Origin of the sequence: Microbacterium suwonense, assembly GCF_030296555.1 — a bacterium.
Classification (GTDB): Bacteria; Actinomycetota; Actinomycetes; order Actinomycetales; family Microbacteriaceae; genus Microbacterium; species Microbacterium suwonense.
In genome coordinates this window covers 2511436-2531090 of record NZ_AP027728.1, presented here as the reverse complement: position 1 = coordinate 2531090, position 19655 = coordinate 2511436, and the positions used below count along the sequence as shown (strand labels likewise).

The following is a 19655-nucleotide window of genomic DNA, read 5'->3' as shown; positions in this document are numbered from 1 at the left end:
CTTCTTCCTTCAGATGGCGATGGGCTGAGCCAGTGCGCGGCTCAGGAAATCAATCACCGGCGCGCTCATGGCATCCGCGTCGTGTGCGACGCCGGGAACGACGACCATCTCGACGGGCACGCCGTGGGAGGTGAGTTCTCGGGCAAGCGTGTGCGCCCGCTCGACGCGCGTGACTCCTGCCCGAGCCTCGCGAGCGTCGGATGCGACGATGGCGAGCGTCTCACGCGCATCATCCTCGCCGCCGACGATGATCTGGTGCGGGATCCGGGTCAGGGCGTCGAGATCGGCATCCCTGCCGAACACGTCGTGCACGTCCCCGATTCCGTGCGGCCACGGCTCGGCATCCGGCAGCGTGACCCGCCCCGGCGCCCCGATCGAGACAGCTCGCAGGCGTTCCGGATGCAGGTACGCGAAACGGTGCGCGAACTGGCCGCCGCCCGAGAATCCCGCCAGCAGGAAACGCTCGCACTCGATCCGCCAGCGCTCTGCCGCGTCGGCGATCATGCCCAGCAGCACCTCGTCGAAGCGCGTACCGCCGTAGCTGAGGTTCTTGTAGTTGTCGACGTCGTCGGGCTCGTCGATGCCGATCGGGAACAGGGGCACCAAGACGACGACCCCCTGCTCCTCGGCGAACCGGACGAATCGATCGCGGACCGCCTCCGGGCGCCGGCCCGTGCCGTGCACGGCGACGAGAAGTGGCAGCGGCGCCGCCGAATGGCGGTAGGCGGACGGGATGTAGGTGGTGAATGAGAACCTCTGGTCGATGCTGCTCGCCTGAAACGGTGTCGCCCCGGTCAACAGCTCCCAGGCCGGATGCTGCGGCGGGAAGTCGTCGATTCTGCTGAGCGTCATGGCTGCTCCCCTCGCTCGATGCCGCGGTTGCGGGTGCTGCGGCATCCACCTCGGCATCCTCTGCCAACTGTCCGTCGCTGATCTCGCGTCGGACGAGGAAGAACAGCGCCAATCCGACCACGCCGAGCAGGCTGGAGTGCAGGAACATGAACGACCAGGCGGTCAGATCCACGAGCCCTCCGACGATCGCCGGGCCCAGCGAGGCGCCGATGGCGGCGGCGACCGCGTACAGCCCGCTGTACGCGCCGGTGACGGTGCGACTGGGGGCGAGGTTCCACATCAGCACGACGGCGTTGACCGAGAACGCGGCGTACCCGACAGATGCCACCATGACTCCCGCGATCGTTGTGACCAGGGTCGGAATGGCGAATGCGATCAGGCATCCGATGATCATGATGGTCAGACCGATGCGGATCATCCGCCGTCTTCCCGCGCGATCGGAGAAGAGCGCGATCGGGATCGCCGCGACCAGGAACGCCACGCCTCCCGGAAGCGCGAGCGATCCCGCGACGCCGCGGCTCACGTCCAGAACCTCCATGGCGTACGGTGTCAGCTGCGCCCGCATCGCCGCCCACGTGCCGGCGGTGGCGAAGATGCCCAGCAGCAGGAAGAGGCGGCTGCGGTCGCGGTCCCGGAACAGCTCGGACACGACGCGTCGGAAGCTCCACGGATCCGCCTGGCCGGTTGTCCCGTCGGCGAGCGCGCGCTGATAGCCGGGAGAACGGGTCTCGCGGATCGTGAATCCGACGATGAGCATGGCGCACACGAGCAGCACGGCCGGAATGGCGAAGGCGAGCTCAAGACTCTCATCGACGATGAAGAGGCTGATCAGCGCGGAGACGATGATGGTGAGACTTGTCGCGATCTTCGCGATGCCGTTGGCGAGGCTGCGGCGCCCCGGCGCTTGGAAGTCGGGGGTGAGAGCGTCGGTCAGAGGCTTGAACGAGTTCGCGACGATCGCGAACAGGAACATGCATACGATCAGGGCGCCAAAGGAACCGGCGAACGGGATAAGCAGAAAGAAGAGGGCGGCAACGGGTGCACCGATCACGAGATAGGGAACGCGCCGTCCCCATCGGGATCGCGTGCGGTCGGAGATGTGGCCCATCAAGGGCTGCAGCACGATGCCGAGGATGTTGTCCACGCCCATGAGCAGGCCGATGAGTGCAGCGCTCGTCGTGTATTCCGCGATGGAGGCCGGAACCTGCGCGTCGTAGAAGTTCCACACCGATTCCTGAGCGAAGACGGCGAGCGCAACGAGCATGGCGGCGCGTGTGTTGAGTTTCGGGCGTGGGCCTGTCGTCGGCACGGCCGAGGTTGCGATCTTCATCAGACTCCTTTGTCCAATCGCTGACTGGTGGGCTGCCTGCTGGGGAGCTCTTGTCGAAATGCTATTTGCTATTGCATAATCTAGAGCAGACGCTCGATCAGAGCAACCATTGATCGCCTTCGGCTTTCACGAAGGCTCTGCGACGACGCCGGAGGCCTCACCGTCATGACGAACCTGCAGCCCGCCCTCACCGCATCACAGCTGGACTTCCTCGCCGGCGTCGACTCGCCCACGATCGCGAACGCCCTCGAACGGCTCGAACTGCGCGACCGCAGCACGGGATATATCGGCGGGCGCATCCGCGCCGACTTCCCCGAGCTCGGGGTGATGGTCGGCCGTGCTCTCACGGTGACCGTTTCGAACGCGCTCGGCAGGCCCGCGAGCCAAGACAGCTACTGGGAGCTGTGGAAGCGGCTCGAAGCGATGAGCGGTCCCGTCGTGATCGTGATGAAGGATGCCAGCACCACACCGACCCGAGTCGCCTATGCCGGGGAGATCATGGCGACCCTCGCGCAGCGTCTGGGCGCGGTCGGCTTCGTGACCGACGGCGCGCTGCGCGACTTGGCGGAGGTTCGAGCCAAGGAGTCCACTACTTTTCGCGCTACACCGTCGTCTCGCATGCGAACTTCGAACTGTCGCGGGTCGGCGAAACCGTGCTGCTCGACGGCGAGACCATCGCGACCGGAGACATCCTGCACGGCGATGCGAACGGCATCGTCACGGTCCCCTGGGCGTCGCTCGACACCCTCCCGAATGCCGTGCGGCAAGTGCGCGAGGGCGAGGAGCGAGATCTCGCCTACATCCAGAGCGCCGAGTTCACGCTCGACGGATACCGGCGGCTGCGCAGCTACGGGCGTGGGTGAGTCCGGTAAACCGCTGCTGCGGCCAATCCATCTGATCAGCGTCAACGCGAGGGTGCACGCCTCTCCGTCCCGCTCTTCAGACACAGAGGCGGGACGGGCATCGTGCTTGACTACCGCTGATGACGATCGTCTCCGAAAGCAGCAGGCTGAATATCCCTGATCAGTGGAAGTCCCCGCCACCTCCGCCGCCGAAGTCGCCCTGGGCCATGTCGGCGAAGCGCGAGTAGTGGCCCTGGAAGGCGACGTTGATAGTCGCGGTGGGGCCGTTGCGGTGCTTGGCGACGATCAGGTCGGCCTCGCCGGGGCGCACGTCCTTGTCGTAGACCGAGTCGCGGTGCAGCAGGATCACCATGTCGGCGTCCTGCTCGATCGATCCGGACTCACGCAGGTCGCTGATCGCGGGCTTCTTGTCCTGCCGCTGCTCAGGGCCACGGTTCAGCTGCGACAGCGCGACCACCGGCACCTGCAACTCCTTGGCGAGCAGTTTGAGCGCACGCGAGAACTCCGAGACCTCCTGCTGGCGCGACTCGACGCGCTTGCCGCTCGTCATCAGCTGCAGGTAGTCGATCACCACCATCTTCAGCCCTTCGCGCTGCTTGAGCCGCCGGCACTTGGCGCGGATCTCGACGAGGGTCATGTTCGGGCTGTCGTCGATGTACAGCGGGGCGTCGTTGATGCGGCCGCGCGTCGCGGCGACGGTCGTCCAGTCCCGCGGGTCGAGGGTTCCCTTGCGCATGTTCTGCAGCGGGATGCCGCCTTCGGCGCTGAGCAGGCGCATCGCGATCTCGCTCTTGCCCATCTCGAGGGAGAAGAAGATCGACGGCTGGTTGTTGCCGATCGACGCGGACCGCGCGAAATCCAGAGCCAGCGTCGAGTTGTGCGTCGGGATCATCGACTCGCCGGCCAGATACAGGTGCTCGTCGTTGTCGACCTGCACGCAGCGCACGGGGACGCTGGCGATCGGGCGCACGGCCTTCACATACCGGCGGCCGATCCTCAGAGTGCTCTTCGGACGCTCCTGTGCATGAAGAACTCGCTTGCGATCGAGCCGAAACACGTCATCGACGGTCGAGAAGTTCAGGATGTAGCAGGTGGAGGATGCCTCGGACGCGCCGTTCACCCGCCTGGTCGTGCGACCGCACTTGTAGCCCAGGCTGACGATGAGCTCGTACACGCTGTCGGCCAGGCGCTTGTTGGTCACGGCGAACTGGCATGAGCCCACCCCCGCACGACGGTGCCGTCGGTGTCCATGAGCCCGGCGAGCAGATCGCGGCGCTGCGCCACCGATGCCCGAAGGTACTGCGCAGGAACATGCTTGTCGCCGAGCACGCCCGCCTTGCGCAGCAGCGCCGCGAAGGAGCCGTGATCGCGGTGGCAGCGCGCGCAGCGCTGAGCCTCGCCCGAGTAGGGTGAGCCGCAGTCCACACAGGTGAGCCGTTCGGGGTGCCTACCCTTGTTCTTCGGCCCGCAGGTGCGCCCACAGGTGCGGACGTGCGGATGGCGCGCCGTGAACTCCGTGCCGCAGACCTCGCAGTTGCGGACGAGCAGTGTCCGCTCGGCCACCTTCAGCGCGTACAGCATGTTGCCGCGGCGCTCCACACGCACGCCTTCGCGTTCGATGAAGGCGGGGATCTCGTCGGTCTCGCTCGTCAGCCGCGCGCTGGCACTGTGCCCGTCTCCGAGCCAGGCGCCAAGAGCGTACGGCGGGATCGGCAGGTCGGCATCCGGAGCCTTCAGCACATCCGCTGTGCGGATCGAGTGGTTGGCGCGCTCATCCGCGCCGACTGTGAGAGTCGCGAGCATCTGCTCGGTCGTGATGACCTCCGCACCCGCGGAACCGCGCCGCGCCGCGCGGGTCTCGGTCACCCACTGGTGCTGCGCATCCGCGACGATCGTGGACCCGTCCGAGAACTCGACCTCATAGCAGGGGCGCCCCTCCATGATCTCGGTCGCAGCGACGACGCGAGTGGGACGTCCGTCGGCGTCGTAGAGCTCGTCGCCGACCTTCACGTCGCCCATCGTCACCCAGCCGGTGGGTGTGGGCAACGGGGTGTCCAGCGCGAGCGCCTTGCCCATAGCAGGCCTGGCGGCGACGACGATCATCTGGCCGCCGTGCAGGCCGTTCGTCAGCTCGTCGAGCTCGCGGAAGCCGGTGGGGATGCCGGTCATCGTGCCGTCGCGGCCATTGGCCGCCTCGATCTCCTCGACGGCGGCGTCGACGGCGATCGTCAGCGGAACGTAGTCCTCGGCGGTCTCGGAGCCGGTGACCGAGTAGATCTCAGCCTGAGCGTTGTTGACGATGTCGGTGGCGTCGCCCTCGCCGGCGTAGCCGAGCTGCACGATCCGAGTGCCGGCGTCGACGAGACGGCGCAGGATCGCGCGCTCCGACACGATCCCGGCGTAGTAGCCCGCGTTCGCGGCCGTCGGAACGATCGAGGTCAGGGTGTGCAGGTAATCTGCGCCGCCGGCACGGCCCAGCTCACCGGTCTTGATGAGCTCATCGGTGACGGCGACCACGTCGGTGGGCTCGCCGTGCGAGTACAGCGAGAGGATCGCCTCGAAGATGAGCTCGTGCTTGGGGACGTAGAAGTCGGCGCCCTTGAGCGACTCGATCACATCGGCGACCGCGTCCTTCGACAGCAGCATGCCGCCCAGCGCACTCTGCTCGGCGAGCAGATCGTGCGGCGGGGTCCGCTCAGGACCGCGTGCCCCACCCAGACGCTCGTCAGAGATATCAGCGATCGACAACCCGTGCTCCTCCCCGCGCCGATGACGCCCGGACATGGGTCATCGACGATGTGACCGGGGCGATGATCCGCCCGCTGGCACAGCCAATCATGAGCATCCGACACCCGGTCTTCCCCCAAGGTAGGAGGCCGGTCACCACCCCGCAACACCCCCTGTGGATAACTCTGTGGAGAGCGTGCGGACAACTCCGGAGTGTCTGTGCAGAACGCCTGTGGACAACTCCGTGGAGAGGACGGGATTCTGGCTCTTTAATAGCCTGTGAACTGGTATTTTTTCTCTCCCCATGCTGTGGATGAGATTCGACTTCAAGCGAAGATTTAAGGTTGAGGTCCGCAAAGCCCCATGTGCAGAACCTGGGGAAAGTCAAGTCCGAATCCTGGGCTTCTCACGCCGATTGTCGAAGACCTCCAGCGAGGTGGACAGGAGCCGGATCAGCGGGTATCGTCGCACCGATCGGGCCGCGCGGTCACGCAGCGGCCCATGGGGAGGATTCACGTGGGGGCAGTGTCCGTCGACCGCCGGAGAGCAGCGATATGGCTGCTGGGCGGCTTCGGCGTACTCCTATGGGCGGCACTGAGCATGCTCCTGAGCGGGGGCCCGCCTCTGCGGCCGATCTTTCGACCGCGCACGTGTCCACGTCGGCGCACGCCCCGACGCACAAGACGCCCCCGGGGGCCGGAAACGCGCACCAGAAGGATCGCGGAGCCGCGCACCAGGTCCGGCAGTCTGCGAAGCACGCGCAGAAGGCCGCCACACACCGAGCGCAGAAGGCTGCGCAGCACGCCGCACACACCACGCAGCAGGTCGCCCCGCGCGTGCAGAAGACCGTGCAGCATGTCGCGCAACGAGCGCAGCGCGTCGCGCAGAAGGCGCAGGCACGGCCACTCGTCGCGGCGGTGAACAAGGCCCCGAACAGCGCCCCGGGAGACCACGCCGACGGCCACCGGATGCGTCACGACGCCTTCGCCCACCACGCCGCACCTCGCTCCCGCCACAGCGACAGCCCGCACCGGTGGCAGGAACGGCATCCGTCCGCCTACGTGCACGCCGCATCGACGCACCTGCATCGCAGCACAGCATCCGCACCGACCCCGGCGCACACCGCCGCGCCGGTCGCTGTGACGGTCACGACGCAGACGGAGCAGCAGGCGCAGGAGCCTGAGGACGCGGATGCCGATGTCGCCCCCGTCCCGCCGTTTCCCGAATCCGCCGCCGGCGGTGAGACCTGGTCCATGACCTCCTCGCAGGCAACAGGCGGGTCCGCCCCCTCGATCGCCATGATCGTGACGTCTGCGTCGGGGTCAGCCGACCCTGACGGCGGACTGCTCGGATCCCGTGCGCCCACGGACGACGACGTCCCATCCGGGCCCGCCGACAGTGCGGAGTCGTTCCCCGACTGACCGGGGTCTGCGACTGGACCGAGCTCTTCGCGATCTCATCGCACCCCGACGACTTCCGTCGGTGCTGCGCCCGCCTTCGGGGGAAGGCCTGGCGCCGCCGACGGAGTGGGATGCCGGATCAGCGGGGTGCGCGGTGCACCCCAGCATCCGTGTGCCCCACCGGCATCCCGGGTGGTGTCATGGATCCCCTCTCCGCGACACCGCCATGCGGGAGAAGCGCGGCTCTCGACGCCGCCACTCCCCCGGCGGGTGTCTCGCTCCCCACGCGAGGCACCCGCCCCATCCTTCAGAGCGCGGTCGACGCGCGTTCGATGAGGTCGATCGGCACGAGCATCTCGGTGCCGAGCTGCGCGCCGTCGATGAGCCGCACGACGGCCGCCATCATCGTGGCGCCCTTCTCGGCGGTGTGCAGATCGACGGTCGTCAGCTGCGGGGAGGAGCTGGTCGAGAACACGTTGTTGTCGGCCGTGGCCACCGCGACGTCTGCGGGGATGCGCACTCCTCGGTCTTTGAGCACGGCCACCGCACCCGACGCCATCTGCGCCGAGGCGATGAAAACCGCGTCGAACGGCGCCTCCGCGTCGAGCAGGCGGCCCATCGCCTGGGCGCCCCCGGTGGGCGTGTAGTCGCCCTCCTCGCATCCGCCGGGTTCGAGTCCGGCGGCGAGGACCGTGTCGCGCCAGCCCTGCATCCGCTCTCGCCCCGCTGAGGTGTCGAGGGGACCGGTGATGGTCGCGATGTGCTGCCGCCCCCGCTCCACCAGGTGCCGGGTGCCGAGTGCCCCGACGGCGACATTGTCCACATCGACGACGTGGATCTGGTCTCCGACCGCGCCCGGCGGATGCACCCCGAAGACGATGGGAAGGGTTCGGGCGAGCTCTCCGTAGGAGGACGATGCGCTGTGGTGGGAGAGGATGAGCGCCCCGTCGACGTTCCCGCGCCGCAGGAACTGATGCGTCTTGTGCGGATCCTGCTCCGACTCGATCAGCAGCGTCAGCGAGTACTCGGTCGACGACGCGTGCATCGCCGCCCCCTGGATCACCTCGGCGAAGTATGGGTCGGCGAAGAAGTCGGCCGTACGCTCCGGGATCATCATCGCCACGGTCTGGGTCCGACGACGGGCAAGGTTCCTGCCCGCCCGATTCGGCACATAGCCGATCTTGGCGATGGCCTCGTTGACCCTGGCGACGGTCTGCTCAGTGACCCGGGGAGACCCGTTGATCACCCGTGAAGCCGTCGAGCTCGACACCCCCGCGAGGGCGGCGACCTCTTCCAGCGTCGGGATCCACGGCGTGGTTCCGCGGGGCGTCTCGATCGTCACTTCTGCTCTCCTGCTGTCAGTCCGGCGCGTCGAAGGGGTCGCACGCGCGAGATGCGGCCCCTTCACCGTACGTCATAGCCGCAGGGCCGCTCACTCGGGAATGACGTGTCCTTCGATGAGCCTCGCCAGCCATCGTCCGCTGTCCTTCACGGTCCTCTTCTGGGTGTCGTAGTCCACGTGCACGATGCCGAAGCGCTTGCTGTACCCGTACCCCCATTCGAAGTTGTCCAGCAGCGACCACACGAGGTACCCGCGCAGGTCGACGCCCTGCTGCAGCACCCGGTGCGCGGCGGTGAAATGGCGGCGCAGGTAGTCGACCCGGTCCTCGTCATGCACGCGCCCGTCTACGACCTCATCCTCGAAGGCAGAGCCGTTCTCCGTGATCATCAGAGGCAGGTCGGGGTGCTCGCTGCTGAGGGCGAGCAGCAACTCCTCGAGTCCGTCCGGCGCGATGTTCCAGCCCATCGCGGTGTAGGGGCCCTCCTGCGGCAGGAACTCCACGTCCTCGCTGCCCGGCCACGCCGATCCTCCGACATCCTTGTGCCCGTCGGCGCGCTGCCGCGGCTGCACCCCGTCCCACATCCGCACGCGGGCAGTCGAGTAGTAGTTGACGCCGAGGAAGTCGAGGGGCTGACGGATGATGTCGACGTCACCGGGAAGCACGAACGACCAATCGGTGACCGATGCCGTGTCCTCGAGGAGATCGGCCGGGTACCCGCCGACGAGCATGGGCTGGGTGAAGGAGCGATTGGCCAGAGCGTCGATGCGGCGCACCGCCTCGTCGTTCGCGGAGCTGTCGGCTGCACCGTCCTCGCTGCGGAGGACGTGGAAGTTCAGCGTGACGGAGATCTCGGCCTGCGGCGCCACCTCACGGAGCACCCGCACCGCCAGCCCGTGCGCGAGATTCAGGTGGTGCAGGGCACGGAGCGCCGCGGCTCCGTCGGTGCGTCCGGGCGCGTGCGCCCCGGAGCCGTAGCCGAGGAAGGCGCTGCACCACGGCTCGTTCAGCGTGGTCCAGACGGGCACCCGGTCGCCGAGCGCCCCCGCCACGAGCCGGGTGTACTCCTCGAAGCGATGCGCCGTCTCGCGGTTCGTCCAGCCGCCGGCGTCCTCCAGTGTCTGCGGCAGATCCCAGTGATACAGGGTGGCGATGGGACGGATGCCGCGCGCGACCAGCCCGTCGACGAGCCGGCGGTAGAACGCGAGCCCGGCCTCGTTCGCCGGTCCCGATCCCGTGGGCTGGATCCGCGGCCACGAGATGGAGAAGCGGTAGGCCTCCAGGCCGAGCTCCGCCATCAGGTCCAGATCGGACTCGAGACGGTTGTAGTGGTCATCGGCGACCGCGCCGGTATCGCCGCCGACGATCTTGCCGGGTGTGGCGCTGAACGTGTCCCAGATGGACGGCCCGCGCCCATCCGCCGTCGCCGCGCCCTCGATCTGGTAGGCGGCGGTGGCGGCGCCGAGAAGGAAGTCCGCGGGGAACTCCAGCCCGGCATCCCGGTAGTCGGGACTGCCCTGGGTGAGGACGTGAGATTCGAGCGTCATGTCAGCCTTTCACTGCTCCCTGCATGATTCCGGCCACGAGCTGCCTGCCCGCGACGAAGAAGAGGATGAGAAGCGGGATGACCGACAGCACGGCTCCGGCGAGCACCATGGCGTTGTCAGGGTTCTGCCCGCCGGCGGCGCTGAGGGCCGCCAGGGCGGTCTGCACGTTCGGATTCCGCGGACCGAGCACCAGCATCGGCCACAGGTAGTCGGTCCACGACGCCATGAAGGTGAACAGGGCGAGCACCGCCATTCCCGGTCGGCCTGCGGGGATCGCGACATGCCGGAACGTGCCCCACATGCTCGCCCCGTCCATGCGCGCGGCCTCGATCAGCTCGTCCGGGATGACGTCGACGAGGTACTGGCGCATGAAGAACACGCCGAACGCAGTGACCAGGCCGGGCACGATGACCGCCTGCAGCGTGCCGGTCCACTTCCACTCGGCCATCAGCATGAACATCGGGATGATCCCCAGCTGGGTGGGGATCGCCATGGTCGCGATCACTGTCAGCAGCAGGCCGGTGCGGCCGCGAAAACGCAGCTTTGCGAACGCGTAGCCGGCAAGGGTGGAGAAGAACACCACCGAGATCGTGATCGCCCCCGAGATGATGACGCTGTTCAGCAGCGCCAACATGAACGGCACGGTGTCGAACACCTTGACCGCGTTGCTCAGGAAGTTCGGCCCCGGCAGCACGGCGGGCGGCACGAGGTTCGTGTCCGACGATTGACGGCTGGAGATCACGAAGGACCACCACAGCGGGAACGCCGAGCCGGCGAAGAAGGCTGCGAGCAGCGCATAGGTCAGGGTGCCGGGGCGCTCATATGCGCGGCGACGCCTCGCGCGCCGCTCCTCGGCGACGATGCGACGGTCCTCGGTCGGTGAGTCGGATGCCTGCTGCGGTGTGGCGATGGCGGTCATGACGACACTCCCTGCTTCGCACGCGCGGAAACCCGTTCGGCGCGGCTTCTCTTCACATCGGCGGTTCGCACGGCACGGGTCGCCGCGTAGCTGAGCAGACCGACCAGGACGATGACCATGAACAGAATCCAGGCGGTCGCCGAAGCCCTGCCGAAGTCGCGCCTCGGGAATGCCAGTTCGTAGAGGTAGAGCACCAGCGTCTGGAACTGGCGATCGCTGCCGCCGTTGGTCCGTGCGTCGAACAGCTTGGGCTCCGTGAAGATCTGCAGCCCGCCGATGGTCGCGGTGATGACCACGAAGATGATGGTCGGCCGGATCATGGGGATCGTGATCGACCAGAACCGGCGCAGCTTGCCCGCCCCGTCGAGGGTGGCCGACTCGTACACGTCGCGCGGCACGGCCTGCATCGCCGCGAGCAGCAGGAGTGCGTTGTAGCCGGTCCATCGCCAGTTCACCATGCTGGCGATGGCGATGTGAGAGGGGAACACGTCGAACGCCCAGCGGATCGGATCCACCCCGAACAGCTCGAGCAGGCCCGCGATCGGGCCGTGGTACTGGTTGAAGACCTGCATGAAGATCACTGTCACGGCGACCGGGGCGACGATGTACGGCAGCAGAATGCTCATGCGCCAGAACGTCTTGCCGCGGATGGCCTGGTCCAGCAGGGCCGCCACGAGGGTGGCGACGAGCAGCTGCGGGATCGCGGACAGCAGGAAGATGCTGATGGTGTTGCCGAAGGCGTTCCAGAAGAACGGGTCATTGAGGACGGAGATGTAGTTCTCCAGACCGACGAAGTCGCCCTGCCCCTTGAGCAGGTGCCACTGGTACAGCGAGACGTTCACCGTGTACGCGATCGGGAAGACGCCGATCAGGCCGAACAGGATGAAGAACGGCGCCACGTAGAAGTACGGCGAGTAGGTGTAGTCGAAGCGACTGAGCTTCTGACGGAACGTCAGCGGGGAGCGGGCCCTGCGGCCCGGTGATCTGGTCATCGTCAAGCCAATCCGCGAGATGGTGATGGGGAGCGGGTGGCCCGGCACGGTGTGCGCCGGGCCACCCGGTCGGTCAGCCGACGAGCTGGTCGAGCAGCGTCATGGCCTCGTCCCAGGCCTTGTCGGCATCCGTGACCTCGCCCTGGCTCACCCGGTCGAAGATCGGGCCGAAGACGTTGTCCTGGATGTTCGAGTCCTCCGGACCCTTGACCTGGGCGACGACACCCTCCGAGCGCTCTGCGAAGATCTCGCCCACAGGGGCGTCGTTGAAGAACGCGCTCTTCGTGTCAGCGACGAGCTTCTGCCCCTCCGGGGTGCTCGGGAAGGGCCCGGCCTTCTCGAAGGCACTGGCCTGCTGCTCGGGCGACGCCAGCCAGAGCGCGAGCTCAGCGGCCTCCTTCGGGTGCTCGGACGACGCGGACACGCCGAGGAACGCGCCGCCCCAGTTGGCTGCACCGCCGGGCAGCACGTTGGCGAAGTCCCACCCGCTGTCGGTTGTGCCTTCGTCGTAGTAGCCCTGCACGATGCCGAGCATCCAACTCGGGCACATGTAGACGGCGTAGTCGCCCGCCTTGGCTTCGGGTCCGACGTCCCAGCCGGGCAGGCCGGCACCGAGGCCGTCCTTCTCCGCCTGGACGATCTTTGCGAACTGCTCCTTCAACACCGCGTTGTCCTTGATGTTGAGGGTCTCACCGTCCTTCTTGTAGTAGCCCTCCTTCTGCTGGTTCACGAACGAGTTCCAGAAGAATCGCGGGCTGTGGTAGAACGCCTTGCCCGTGTTCTGCACGTACTCCTCGCCCACCTCGAAGAAGCGGTCCCAGGTGGCATCCTCGCCGCCGAAGTACTCGGCGACCTCATCGCGGTCGCTGGGCAGCCCGGCCGCCTCGAAGAGGTCTCCGCGGTAGCAGAGGCCCTGCGGACCGATGTCCAGACCGGCGCCGATGACCTGGCCGTCGGTCGTGGTGCCCTGCTCGTACTTCCAGTCGAGCCAGCTGTCCTTGACATCCTCGATGCCGTAGTCGCGCAGATCGACGAAAGCATCCGACACCTCGGCGATCGTGCCGAGCCAGCCTTCCTCGATCGCGACGATGTCGCTGAGGCCGGTGCCCGCCGCGATCTTCGCGTAGGCGTCATCGCGGGCCGCACCGCCGCCCTCGAGGTTGGTCGCCTCGATGGTGATGTTCGGGTGCTCGTCCATGTACTTGTCGTACGCGGCGTCGACGCCCATGGTGCCGAACGTCGTGATCGACAACGTGATCTTCTCGTCGGCGCCGGCGTCACCTCCGCCCGACGAGCAGCCTGTGACGACGAGAGCCAGTGCGGCGGCGCCGGCGAGAGAGGCGACGATCCTGCTGCGCGATGCTTTCACGGGATTCACTTCCTTGTGTGCGTGGGATGAGAGTCATGGGAGCGCTTGCATTGAGAATACTGGGAGCGCTCCCACTTGATTTCTCAGCCACCGTACGCCCGTTAGCTGCTCGCGTCAAGAGCGTCATGGGCGCGCTCCCATGATGTGACGACGCGAAGGCCACCAAGGAGCGCGGAGTTCCCGGAACGAAGAACGCCCCCGGCATCCGAAGATGACGGGGGCGTTCTTCGACGGGTTCAGGAACCCGTCGTGATGTCGAACTACTTCGCGGCGACGACCTGCAGGGTGATCACGGCGGTGACGTCGTCGTGCAGACGAACCGTCGCCTCGTGCTCGCCGACCGACTTGATCGGGGCGGCGAAGTGCACCTTGCGCTTGTCGATGGTGCCCAGCTCGGCGGCGGCGACAGCGTCGGCCACGTCGGCCGTCTTCACCGAGCCGAACAGGCGACCCTCGCCGCCGGCCTTGACGGCCAGGCGCACCTTGGTGCCTTCGAGCTTGTTCTTCAGCGCAGTGGCCTCGTCGAGGTCGTGGATCGCACGCGCCTTGCGGGCTGCCTGGATCGATTCGACCTGCTTGGCGCCACCACGGGTCCACGCGGTCGCGTAGCCCTGGGGAATGAGGTAGTTGCGGGCGTACCCGTTCTTGACCTCGATCACGTCACCGGCGCTTCCGAGCCCGGCGACCTCGCTCGTGAGAATCAGCTTTGCCATGTCAGCACCCCTCAGCGGCCAGCGCCGGCGTAGGGCAGGAGAGCCATCTCGCGAGCGTTCTTGATCGCCTTGGCGATCAGACGCTGCTCCTGCACGGAGACACCGGTGATACGACGGGCGCGGATCTTTCCACGCTCGGAGATGAACTTGCGAAGCGTTGAGACGTCCTTGTAGTCAATGACGCCGACGCGGATCGACTTCGCGGGAGCGGTGGGCTTGCCACCCTTCCGCGGCTTGCGGCGGTCGCCGCTCGACTTTCCAGCCATGAGTTTTCCTTTAAGAGATGAGAGCGGATGCCATCGGCATCCGGAATTTCAGAACGGGGTGTCGTCGCCGAAGCTGCCCGGAGTGCTCCAGGCGTCAGCGCTCGAGGAACCGGGGGTCGACCACGGCTCTTCCGAGACCTGCTGCTGCTGCGGACGGGACTGTCCGCCGCCGCCCGATGCGGCCCGCGTGACCTGCGCCGTCGCATACCGCAGCGACGGGCCGATCTCGTCGACCTCCAGCTCGATCGAGGTGCGCTGGTTGCCTTCGCGGTCCTGGTAGGAGCGCTGACGCAGACGGCCCTGCGCGATGACGCGCATGCCCTTGGTCAGCGAGCCCGCCACGTGCTCGGCGAAGTCGCGCCACACCGATGCGCGGAGGAACAGCGCGTCGCCGTCCTTCCACTCGTTGGCCTGACGGTCGAACGTGCGCGGAGTCGAGGCGATGGTGAAGTTCGCCACCGGCAGGCCGTTCTGCGTGTAGCGCAGCTCGGGATCTGCGGTGAGGTTGCCCACCACGGTGATGACGGTTTCGCCGGCCATGATGCTTAAGCCTTGACAGCCGTCTTGGGCTTGCGGGCGGCCTTCTCGGCAGCACGCTTCGCCTCGGCGGCGACCATGGCCTGTGCCTCTTCGGCACGCAGGACCTTGGTGCGGAACACGAGCTCGCTCAGCTTGAGCTGGCGGTCGAGCTCCTGCGTGGCCTCGCTGGTCGCGGTGAAGTTGACGACGGCGTAGATGCCCTCGTTCTTCTTGTTGATCTCATAGGCGAAACGGCGCTTGCCCCAGATGTCGACCTTGTCAATCGAGCCACCATCGTTGGTGATGACCTTCAGGAACTTGTCGAGGTTGGGGGCAACCTGGCGCTCGTCCAGCTCGGGGGTCAGAATGACCATGAGCTCGTACTGGTGCGTCACTTACCCACCTCCTTCGGACTAGAACGGCTTCCGGGACTTTCCCGGGAGCAGGAGGGTGTTGTGCACGTCGTCCGCTCCTCCGGCAGAGAGCCGACGGACAGACAACTACAACAGTCTACCGGATGGGAGCGGGTGCGCAGTGCCGCACCTGTGAACGGCTCACGCGGCGACGGCCGTCCCCATCCGGCGCGGATCGCCGCACGAGCGCATGATCCCGGTGGACGGGTCGATCGTGATGCCGTCGAAGTTGCCGGTCATCGAGTTCCAAGGGCCGATCTCGCGGGCCCACAGGCGATTCTCACCGGCCCACCGCCGGACATCGTCGAGAACCCCGTCCGCGAAGCCGGATTCCAAGGTCACGCCCGGCACCCATCCGCTGGCGGGGTCATGCGGTCGAGCGCCGAATCGCGGCTGGGCGACGCTCTCCTCGATCGTCATCCCGAAGTCCATGAGGTTGACGAGATTCTGCATCACACACGCCACCAGCGACACCGACGGCGAGCCGGCGGCGATCACCGGCCGCCCCTCGCTCAGGACCATGGTCGGCGCGAGATAGATCGTCGCACGCTCGCCCGGCTGCGGCATCACCCGCTGGAAGAACGACCCGCCCCCGGACAGCTGGAACCCCTCGGCGTAGAGGCCGTTCACCCACGGCGAGGCCATGTGCGAATGCGTCAGGGTCGCCACGTTGAGGTCGGCGTCGACCACCGAGATGTGGATGGTGCCGGGAGTGGGCGGGGCCGCGGAGAGGGGCGTGGCGAGGGTGTCCAGCAGGTCGAAGCGCTGCTTCGCGTACTCCTTCGACAGCAGCGTCCGCATGATCCGCTCCGACTCGCGGAACCGCCGCTCGCGCGGGGCCGCGTAGTACACCGCGTTGTGAGCGGCGATGAGCGCCGACAGCGTCGCAGGCGACTCGCTCGCCGGTCCGAGGGCACCGAGATCGAGATTCTCGAGGATGTTGAACGCCTCCACGATCTGCATACCGCCGTCGTCCGGCGGAGCGGAGCCGATGATCTCGAAGCCCCGGTACGTGCCCCGCACCGGTTCCGCCCATTCCGCCCGGTACGCCTCGAAGTCCGCCCGCGTGATGACGCCGTGATCGGAATCGGATGCGGCGCAGAACGCCTCGGCGAAATCACCCAGGTAGTAGTCCATGCCCTCGTCGCGCAGGCGCTCCAGTGTGCGAGCCACCCGGTGCTGCACGAGCTTCTGCCCGGTGGTGATCAGCGAACCGTCGCAGAAGAACATCTCGCGCGACTCGGGATTGCGCCCGAGGTTCTGGCGTGCGTGATACATCTCGCCGAACAGGTAGGGGGAGACAGCGAACCCCTCGCGAGCGACATCCACCGCCGGCGCGAGCAGCCGTGCCAGAGGCAGCGCGGCGAAGCGTTCGTGCGCGGCAGCGAACGCGGGCCACCAGCCGGGAACGGGAACGCCGCGAGCACGGTAGAGGTCGGCGCCGACGAAGTCGTCGAGCGGTGCAAGGGGCGCGTTGATGTTGCCGGAGAGGTACGACGCCACACCCGTCGACGCGTCTCGGTAGACCAGCGACATGCCACCGGTGAGCGAGGTCATATGAGGCTCGGTGACCAGCTGCGTCGCCGCCACGGCGAGCACGGCATCCACCGCGTTGCCGCCCTCCCGCAGAACCGCCGCGCCCGCCTCGACGGCGATCGGCTCGGAGCTGACCACCATCCCGCGGTCGCCGGTGGCGACCGGCTTGAGTCCGTAGCGTCCAGGGGTGGCGTACTCGCTCTTCATGAGGATGTCCTCTCCGTTCTCGTGACCGCAGCCGCTACGCGGTGACGACGTCGCGACGCGCCTTCTGCGCAACCGGGTCCGGCACGGGGATGGCCCCCAGCAGCGTGCGGGTGTAGTCAGATGTCGGGTTGTGGATCACATCGGCCGTGGACCCCGCCTCCACGATCTGCCCGTCCTTCATCACCAGCACGTGATCCGAGATCGTGGAGACCACATACAGATCGTGACTGATGAAGACGCACGCGAAGTCGAGCTCCTTCTGCAGGCGCGCGAGCAGATCGAGCACCGTCACCTGCACCGTCACGTCCAACGCGGAGGTGGGCTCGTCTGCGAGAAGCACGTCCGGGCTGTGCGAGATCGCTCGGGCGATCGCCACGCGCTGACGCTGACCACCGGAGAGCTCATGTCGGCGACGGTGTAGCCAGCCCGGGTCCATGTCTACGCTCTCCAGCAGCTCTGCGGCGCGCCGACGGAGCGCACGCTGATCCCGCAGCATGCCACTGCGCCAGAGCGGCTCCGTCACCACCTTCCACAGCGGCAGGCTCGGATCCAGTGACGAGGTCGGGTCCTGGAACACGACCCCGAGCTTGCCGAGGGCACGCCGGCGGGCGCGTCCTCGGAGACCGACCATGTCGACGCCGCCGATCGAGATGGTCCCGCCCGTCACCGGCGTCAACCCCAGGATCGACCGCGCGATGGTGGACTTGCCCGAGCCGGACTCGCCCACGATGCCCAGGGTCTCCCCCGAGAACACCTGCAGGGAGGCCCCGTCCACAGCGGCACGCCGGCCCTCTGGCGAGCCCTTCCGGCGCAGACCGGATCTCCGGTACTCGATCGTGAGGTCGCGGACCTCGAGCGCCGGTGCGGCTCCCGCCCCGTGCCTCGGCACGGCGATCGGCGAGTCGACGGATGCGGCATCCGCTTCGCGCGACGCAGCCCCGTCGCCATCCGCGCTGATCATCTCGGCGCCGTGCAGGGCTCGAGCGGCGGACAGCAGTGACCGGGTGTACTCGTGCTCGGGCTCGGCGAAGATCGAGAACACATCCCCCGTCTCGACGACCGATCCGTTCCTCATCACCACGACGGAGTCCGCGATGTCTGCGACGACGCCCATGTCGTGCGTCACGAAGATCATCGACATGTCCTCCTGCTCGACCAGGTTCCGGAACATCGCCAGCAGATTGCGCTGCGTGGTGACGTCCAAGGCGGTCGTGGGCTCGTCGGCGATGAGCAGCTTGGGCTTCCAGGCCACCGCACCGGCGGCCATGATGCGCTGGCGCTGACCGCCGGACAGCTGATGCGGGTAGCGGCGCAGAAGATCCGGATGCGAGCCGAGCCCGACCAGTTCCAGAAGCTCCTGAGGATCACGCTGGGCGCCGCTCCCCGCGGTCCCGGCGTGGGAGCGGATCGCCTCTGAGAGGAAGTCCCCCACCGTGTGCAACGGGTTCAGAGCGGTCATCGGCTCCTGATAGACACAGGCGATCTCCGCACCGCGGTAGCGCTGCATGCGCTTCTCGGAGGCGTCGATCAGCTCATGACCGTCGAAGTCGATCGAGCCGCGGCACTCGGCCCCCGCGGGCAGCAGATGCGGAATCGACATCGCGGTCATCGACTTGCCGGCGCCGGACTCGCCGACGATGGCGACGACCTCGCCTCGGGCCACCGAGAACGAGGCGCCGGTCACGATGCGCGTTCCGGCCACGTCGATGTCGAGGTCGTCGACCTTCAGAAGCACTTCCCGGTCGCTCATGCGCTGACCCCCTCGATCATCTCCGCCGCCGTCACCCGCGGCGCGGCTCCGCCCCGACGACCGCGCTTGACCTTGCCGACCCCTCGAGGGTCGAGCAGATCGCGGATCCAGTCCGCCACGTAACCGAAGATCACGAGCAGGACCACGAGCACGATGCTGGGAATGAGCAGCTGCCATGGGCTCTGCAGGAAGTACTGCTGTCCGCTCGCGATCATCAGGCCGAGAGACGGTGTCGGCGGGGTGATGCCCAGGCCGAGGAAGCTCAGGCCCGACTCCAGACCCACGGCGAACGCGAGCGTCAGGAAGCCCTGGGCGAGCACGAGCGGGCCGACCCCGCGCAGCAGCGGACCGCTGATGATCTGCCACCGCGTGCCGCCGAACAGCTCGGCCGACTCGACGTACAGCGCTCGTCTCAGCGAGAGGACCTCGCCGTACGTCAGCCGGGCGAAGCTGGGGAAGAACACTATGGCGCAGATGACGATGATCGTGAGGTTGCCTGCGCCATAGAGCGAGACGATCAGCATCGCGAAGACGAGCGTGGGGAATGCGAGCACGATGTCGACCATGCGCATCAGCAGCATGTCCGCGAATCCACGGAAGTATGCCGCCAGAATCCCCGCGAGCGTGCCGATCAGGGCTGCGAGCACCGTCCCCGTCGCGCACACGAGCAGCCGGTGCGCAGCCCGTAGGCGAGGCGGACGAGAGTGTCCCGCCCGAGATTGTCCGTGCCGAGAAGGTGACCGGGCGTGCCGACCGCTGCGAAGGCGTTGTCGATGTCCTGCGCAAGCGGATCGACGTCGGTCAGCAGGGGATAGATGAAGATGAGGAGGATCAGCAGGAAAGTCAGAGCGCTGGTGATGAAGAGACCGGGGCTCGATCTGCGCCACAGCGCACGGAAGAAGGCACTCATCG

17 protein-coding genes and 3 pseudogenes are annotated in these 19655 nt (G+C 67.3%); 3 read left to right on the top strand and 17 right to left on the bottom strand.

The window, feature by feature from the left end; translation table 11 throughout:
* Window positions 1–9: 9 nt before the first annotated feature.
* Entirely contained in the window at window positions 10–852 is an 843-nt protein-coding gene (locus QUE33_RS12625; protein WP_286300486.1) for an alpha/beta hydrolase family protein, read from the bottom strand.
* Window positions 853–973: 121 nt separating this feature from the next.
* Window positions 974–2116 (bottom strand): annotated as a pseudogene (locus QUE33_RS16255) (MFS transporter); the annotation flags it as partial.
* Between the two features lie 231 nt (window positions 2117–2347).
* On the opposite strand from QUE33_RS16255, the pseudogene QUE33_RS16250 reads away from it, so the two are divergent.
* Window positions 2348–2737: pseudogene (locus QUE33_RS16250) on the top strand (RraA family protein); the annotation flags it as partial.
* A gap of 98 nt (window positions 2738–2835) precedes the next feature.
* Complete coding sequence (locus tag QUE33_RS12615) at window positions 2836–3045, top strand: RraA family protein (protein WP_286300483.1); 210 nt, start codon at window positions 2836–2838, stop codon at window positions 3043–3045.
* A gap of 160 nt (window positions 3046–3205) precedes the next feature.
* On the opposite strand, the pseudogene QUE33_RS12610 reads toward QUE33_RS12615, so the two are convergent.
* Both QUE33_RS12610 and QUE33_RS12605 read right to left on the bottom strand, forming a co-directional pair.
* Window positions 3206–3919 (bottom strand): annotated as a pseudogene (locus tag QUE33_RS12610) (DnaB-like helicase C-terminal domain-containing protein); the annotation flags it as partial.
* Between the two features lie 323 nt (window positions 3920–4242).
* Window positions 4243–5793, bottom strand: a complete 1551-nt coding sequence (locus QUE33_RS12605) for a DnaB-like helicase N-terminal domain-containing protein (RefSeq protein WP_286300481.1) — start codon at window positions 5791–5793, stop codon at window positions 4243–4245.
* A 629-nt stretch (window positions 5794–6422) separates the two neighbouring features.
* Between QUE33_RS12605 and QUE33_RS12600 the strand changes: the two genes are divergently transcribed.
* On the top strand, window positions 6423–7193 hold the full coding sequence (locus QUE33_RS12600; protein WP_286300477.1) for a hypothetical protein: 771 nt from the start codon (window positions 6423–6425) through the stop codon (window positions 7191–7193).
* Window positions 7194–7479: 286 nt separating this feature from the next.
* On the opposite strand, the gene QUE33_RS12595 is transcribed toward QUE33_RS12600, so the two are convergent.
* From QUE33_RS12595 to QUE33_RS12535, 13 genes are all read right to left on the bottom strand, one after another.
* Complete coding sequence (locus tag QUE33_RS12595) at window positions 7480–8514, bottom strand: LacI family DNA-binding transcriptional regulator (RefSeq protein ID WP_286300475.1); 1035 nt, start codon at window positions 8512–8514, stop codon at window positions 7480–7482.
* 90 nt (window positions 8515–8604) lie between these two features.
* Window positions 8605–10059, bottom strand: coding sequence for a GH1 family beta-glucosidase (locus QUE33_RS12590; RefSeq protein WP_286300474.1), 1455 nt, complete (start codon window positions 10057–10059; stop codon window positions 8605–8607).
* 1 nt (window position 10060) lies between these two features.
* Complete coding sequence (locus QUE33_RS12585) at window positions 10061–10978, bottom strand: carbohydrate ABC transporter permease (RefSeq protein ID WP_286300473.1); 918 nt, start codon at window positions 10976–10978, stop codon at window positions 10061–10063.
* Entirely contained in the window at window positions 10975–11970 is a 996-nt protein-coding gene (locus QUE33_RS12580; RefSeq protein WP_286300471.1) for a carbohydrate ABC transporter permease, read from the bottom strand. The genes QUE33_RS12585 and QUE33_RS12580 overlap by 4 nt, the downstream gene beginning before the upstream one ends.
* Window positions 11971–12043: 73 nt before the next feature.
* Complete coding sequence (locus QUE33_RS12575; protein WP_286300470.1) at window positions 12044–13339, bottom strand: ABC transporter substrate-binding protein; 1296 nt, start codon at window positions 13337–13339, stop codon at window positions 12044–12046.
* Between the two features lie 260 nt (window positions 13340–13599).
* Window positions 13600–14052 (bottom strand): 50S ribosomal protein L9, encoded by a 453-nt coding sequence (gene rplI, locus QUE33_RS12570; protein WP_286300469.1) that lies wholly within the window; start codon window positions 14050–14052, stop codon window positions 13600–13602.
* 11 nt (window positions 14053–14063) lie between these two features.
* Entirely contained in the window at window positions 14064–14318 is a 255-nt protein-coding gene (gene rpsR / locus QUE33_RS12565; protein ID WP_286300468.1) for a 30S ribosomal protein S18, read from the bottom strand.
* A 48-nt stretch (window positions 14319–14366) separates the two neighbouring features.
* Complete coding sequence (locus tag QUE33_RS12560) at window positions 14367–14858, bottom strand: single-stranded DNA-binding protein (protein ID WP_286300467.1); 492 nt, start codon at window positions 14856–14858, stop codon at window positions 14367–14369.
* Window positions 14859–14863: 5 nt separating this feature from the next.
* Entirely contained in the window at window positions 14864–15232 is a 369-nt protein-coding gene (gene rpsF, locus QUE33_RS12555; protein ID WP_286300466.1) for a 30S ribosomal protein S6, read from the bottom strand.
* 159 nt (window positions 15233–15391) lie between these two features.
* Window positions 15392–16993 (bottom strand): gamma-glutamyltransferase, encoded by a 1602-nt coding sequence (locus tag QUE33_RS12550; protein WP_286300465.1) that lies wholly within the window; start codon window positions 16991–16993, stop codon window positions 15392–15394.
* A gap of 34 nt (window positions 16994–17027) precedes the next feature.
* A complete protein-coding gene (locus tag QUE33_RS12545) occupies window positions 17028–18743 on the bottom strand; it encodes a dipeptide ABC transporter ATP-binding protein (protein WP_286300464.1) in 1716 nt (571 codons plus the stop codon).
* Complete coding sequence (locus QUE33_RS12540; RefSeq protein ID WP_286300463.1) at window positions 18740–19390, bottom strand: ABC transporter permease; 651 nt, start codon at window positions 19388–19390, stop codon at window positions 18740–18742. The genes QUE33_RS12545 and QUE33_RS12540 overlap by 4 nt, the downstream gene beginning before the upstream one ends.
* Entirely contained in the window at window positions 19375–19653 is a 279-nt protein-coding gene (locus QUE33_RS12535; protein WP_286300462.1) for a hypothetical protein, read from the bottom strand. Before QUE33_RS12535 ends, QUE33_RS12540 begins: the two co-directional genes overlap by 16 nt.
* Window positions 19654–19655: the final 2 nt, after the last annotated feature.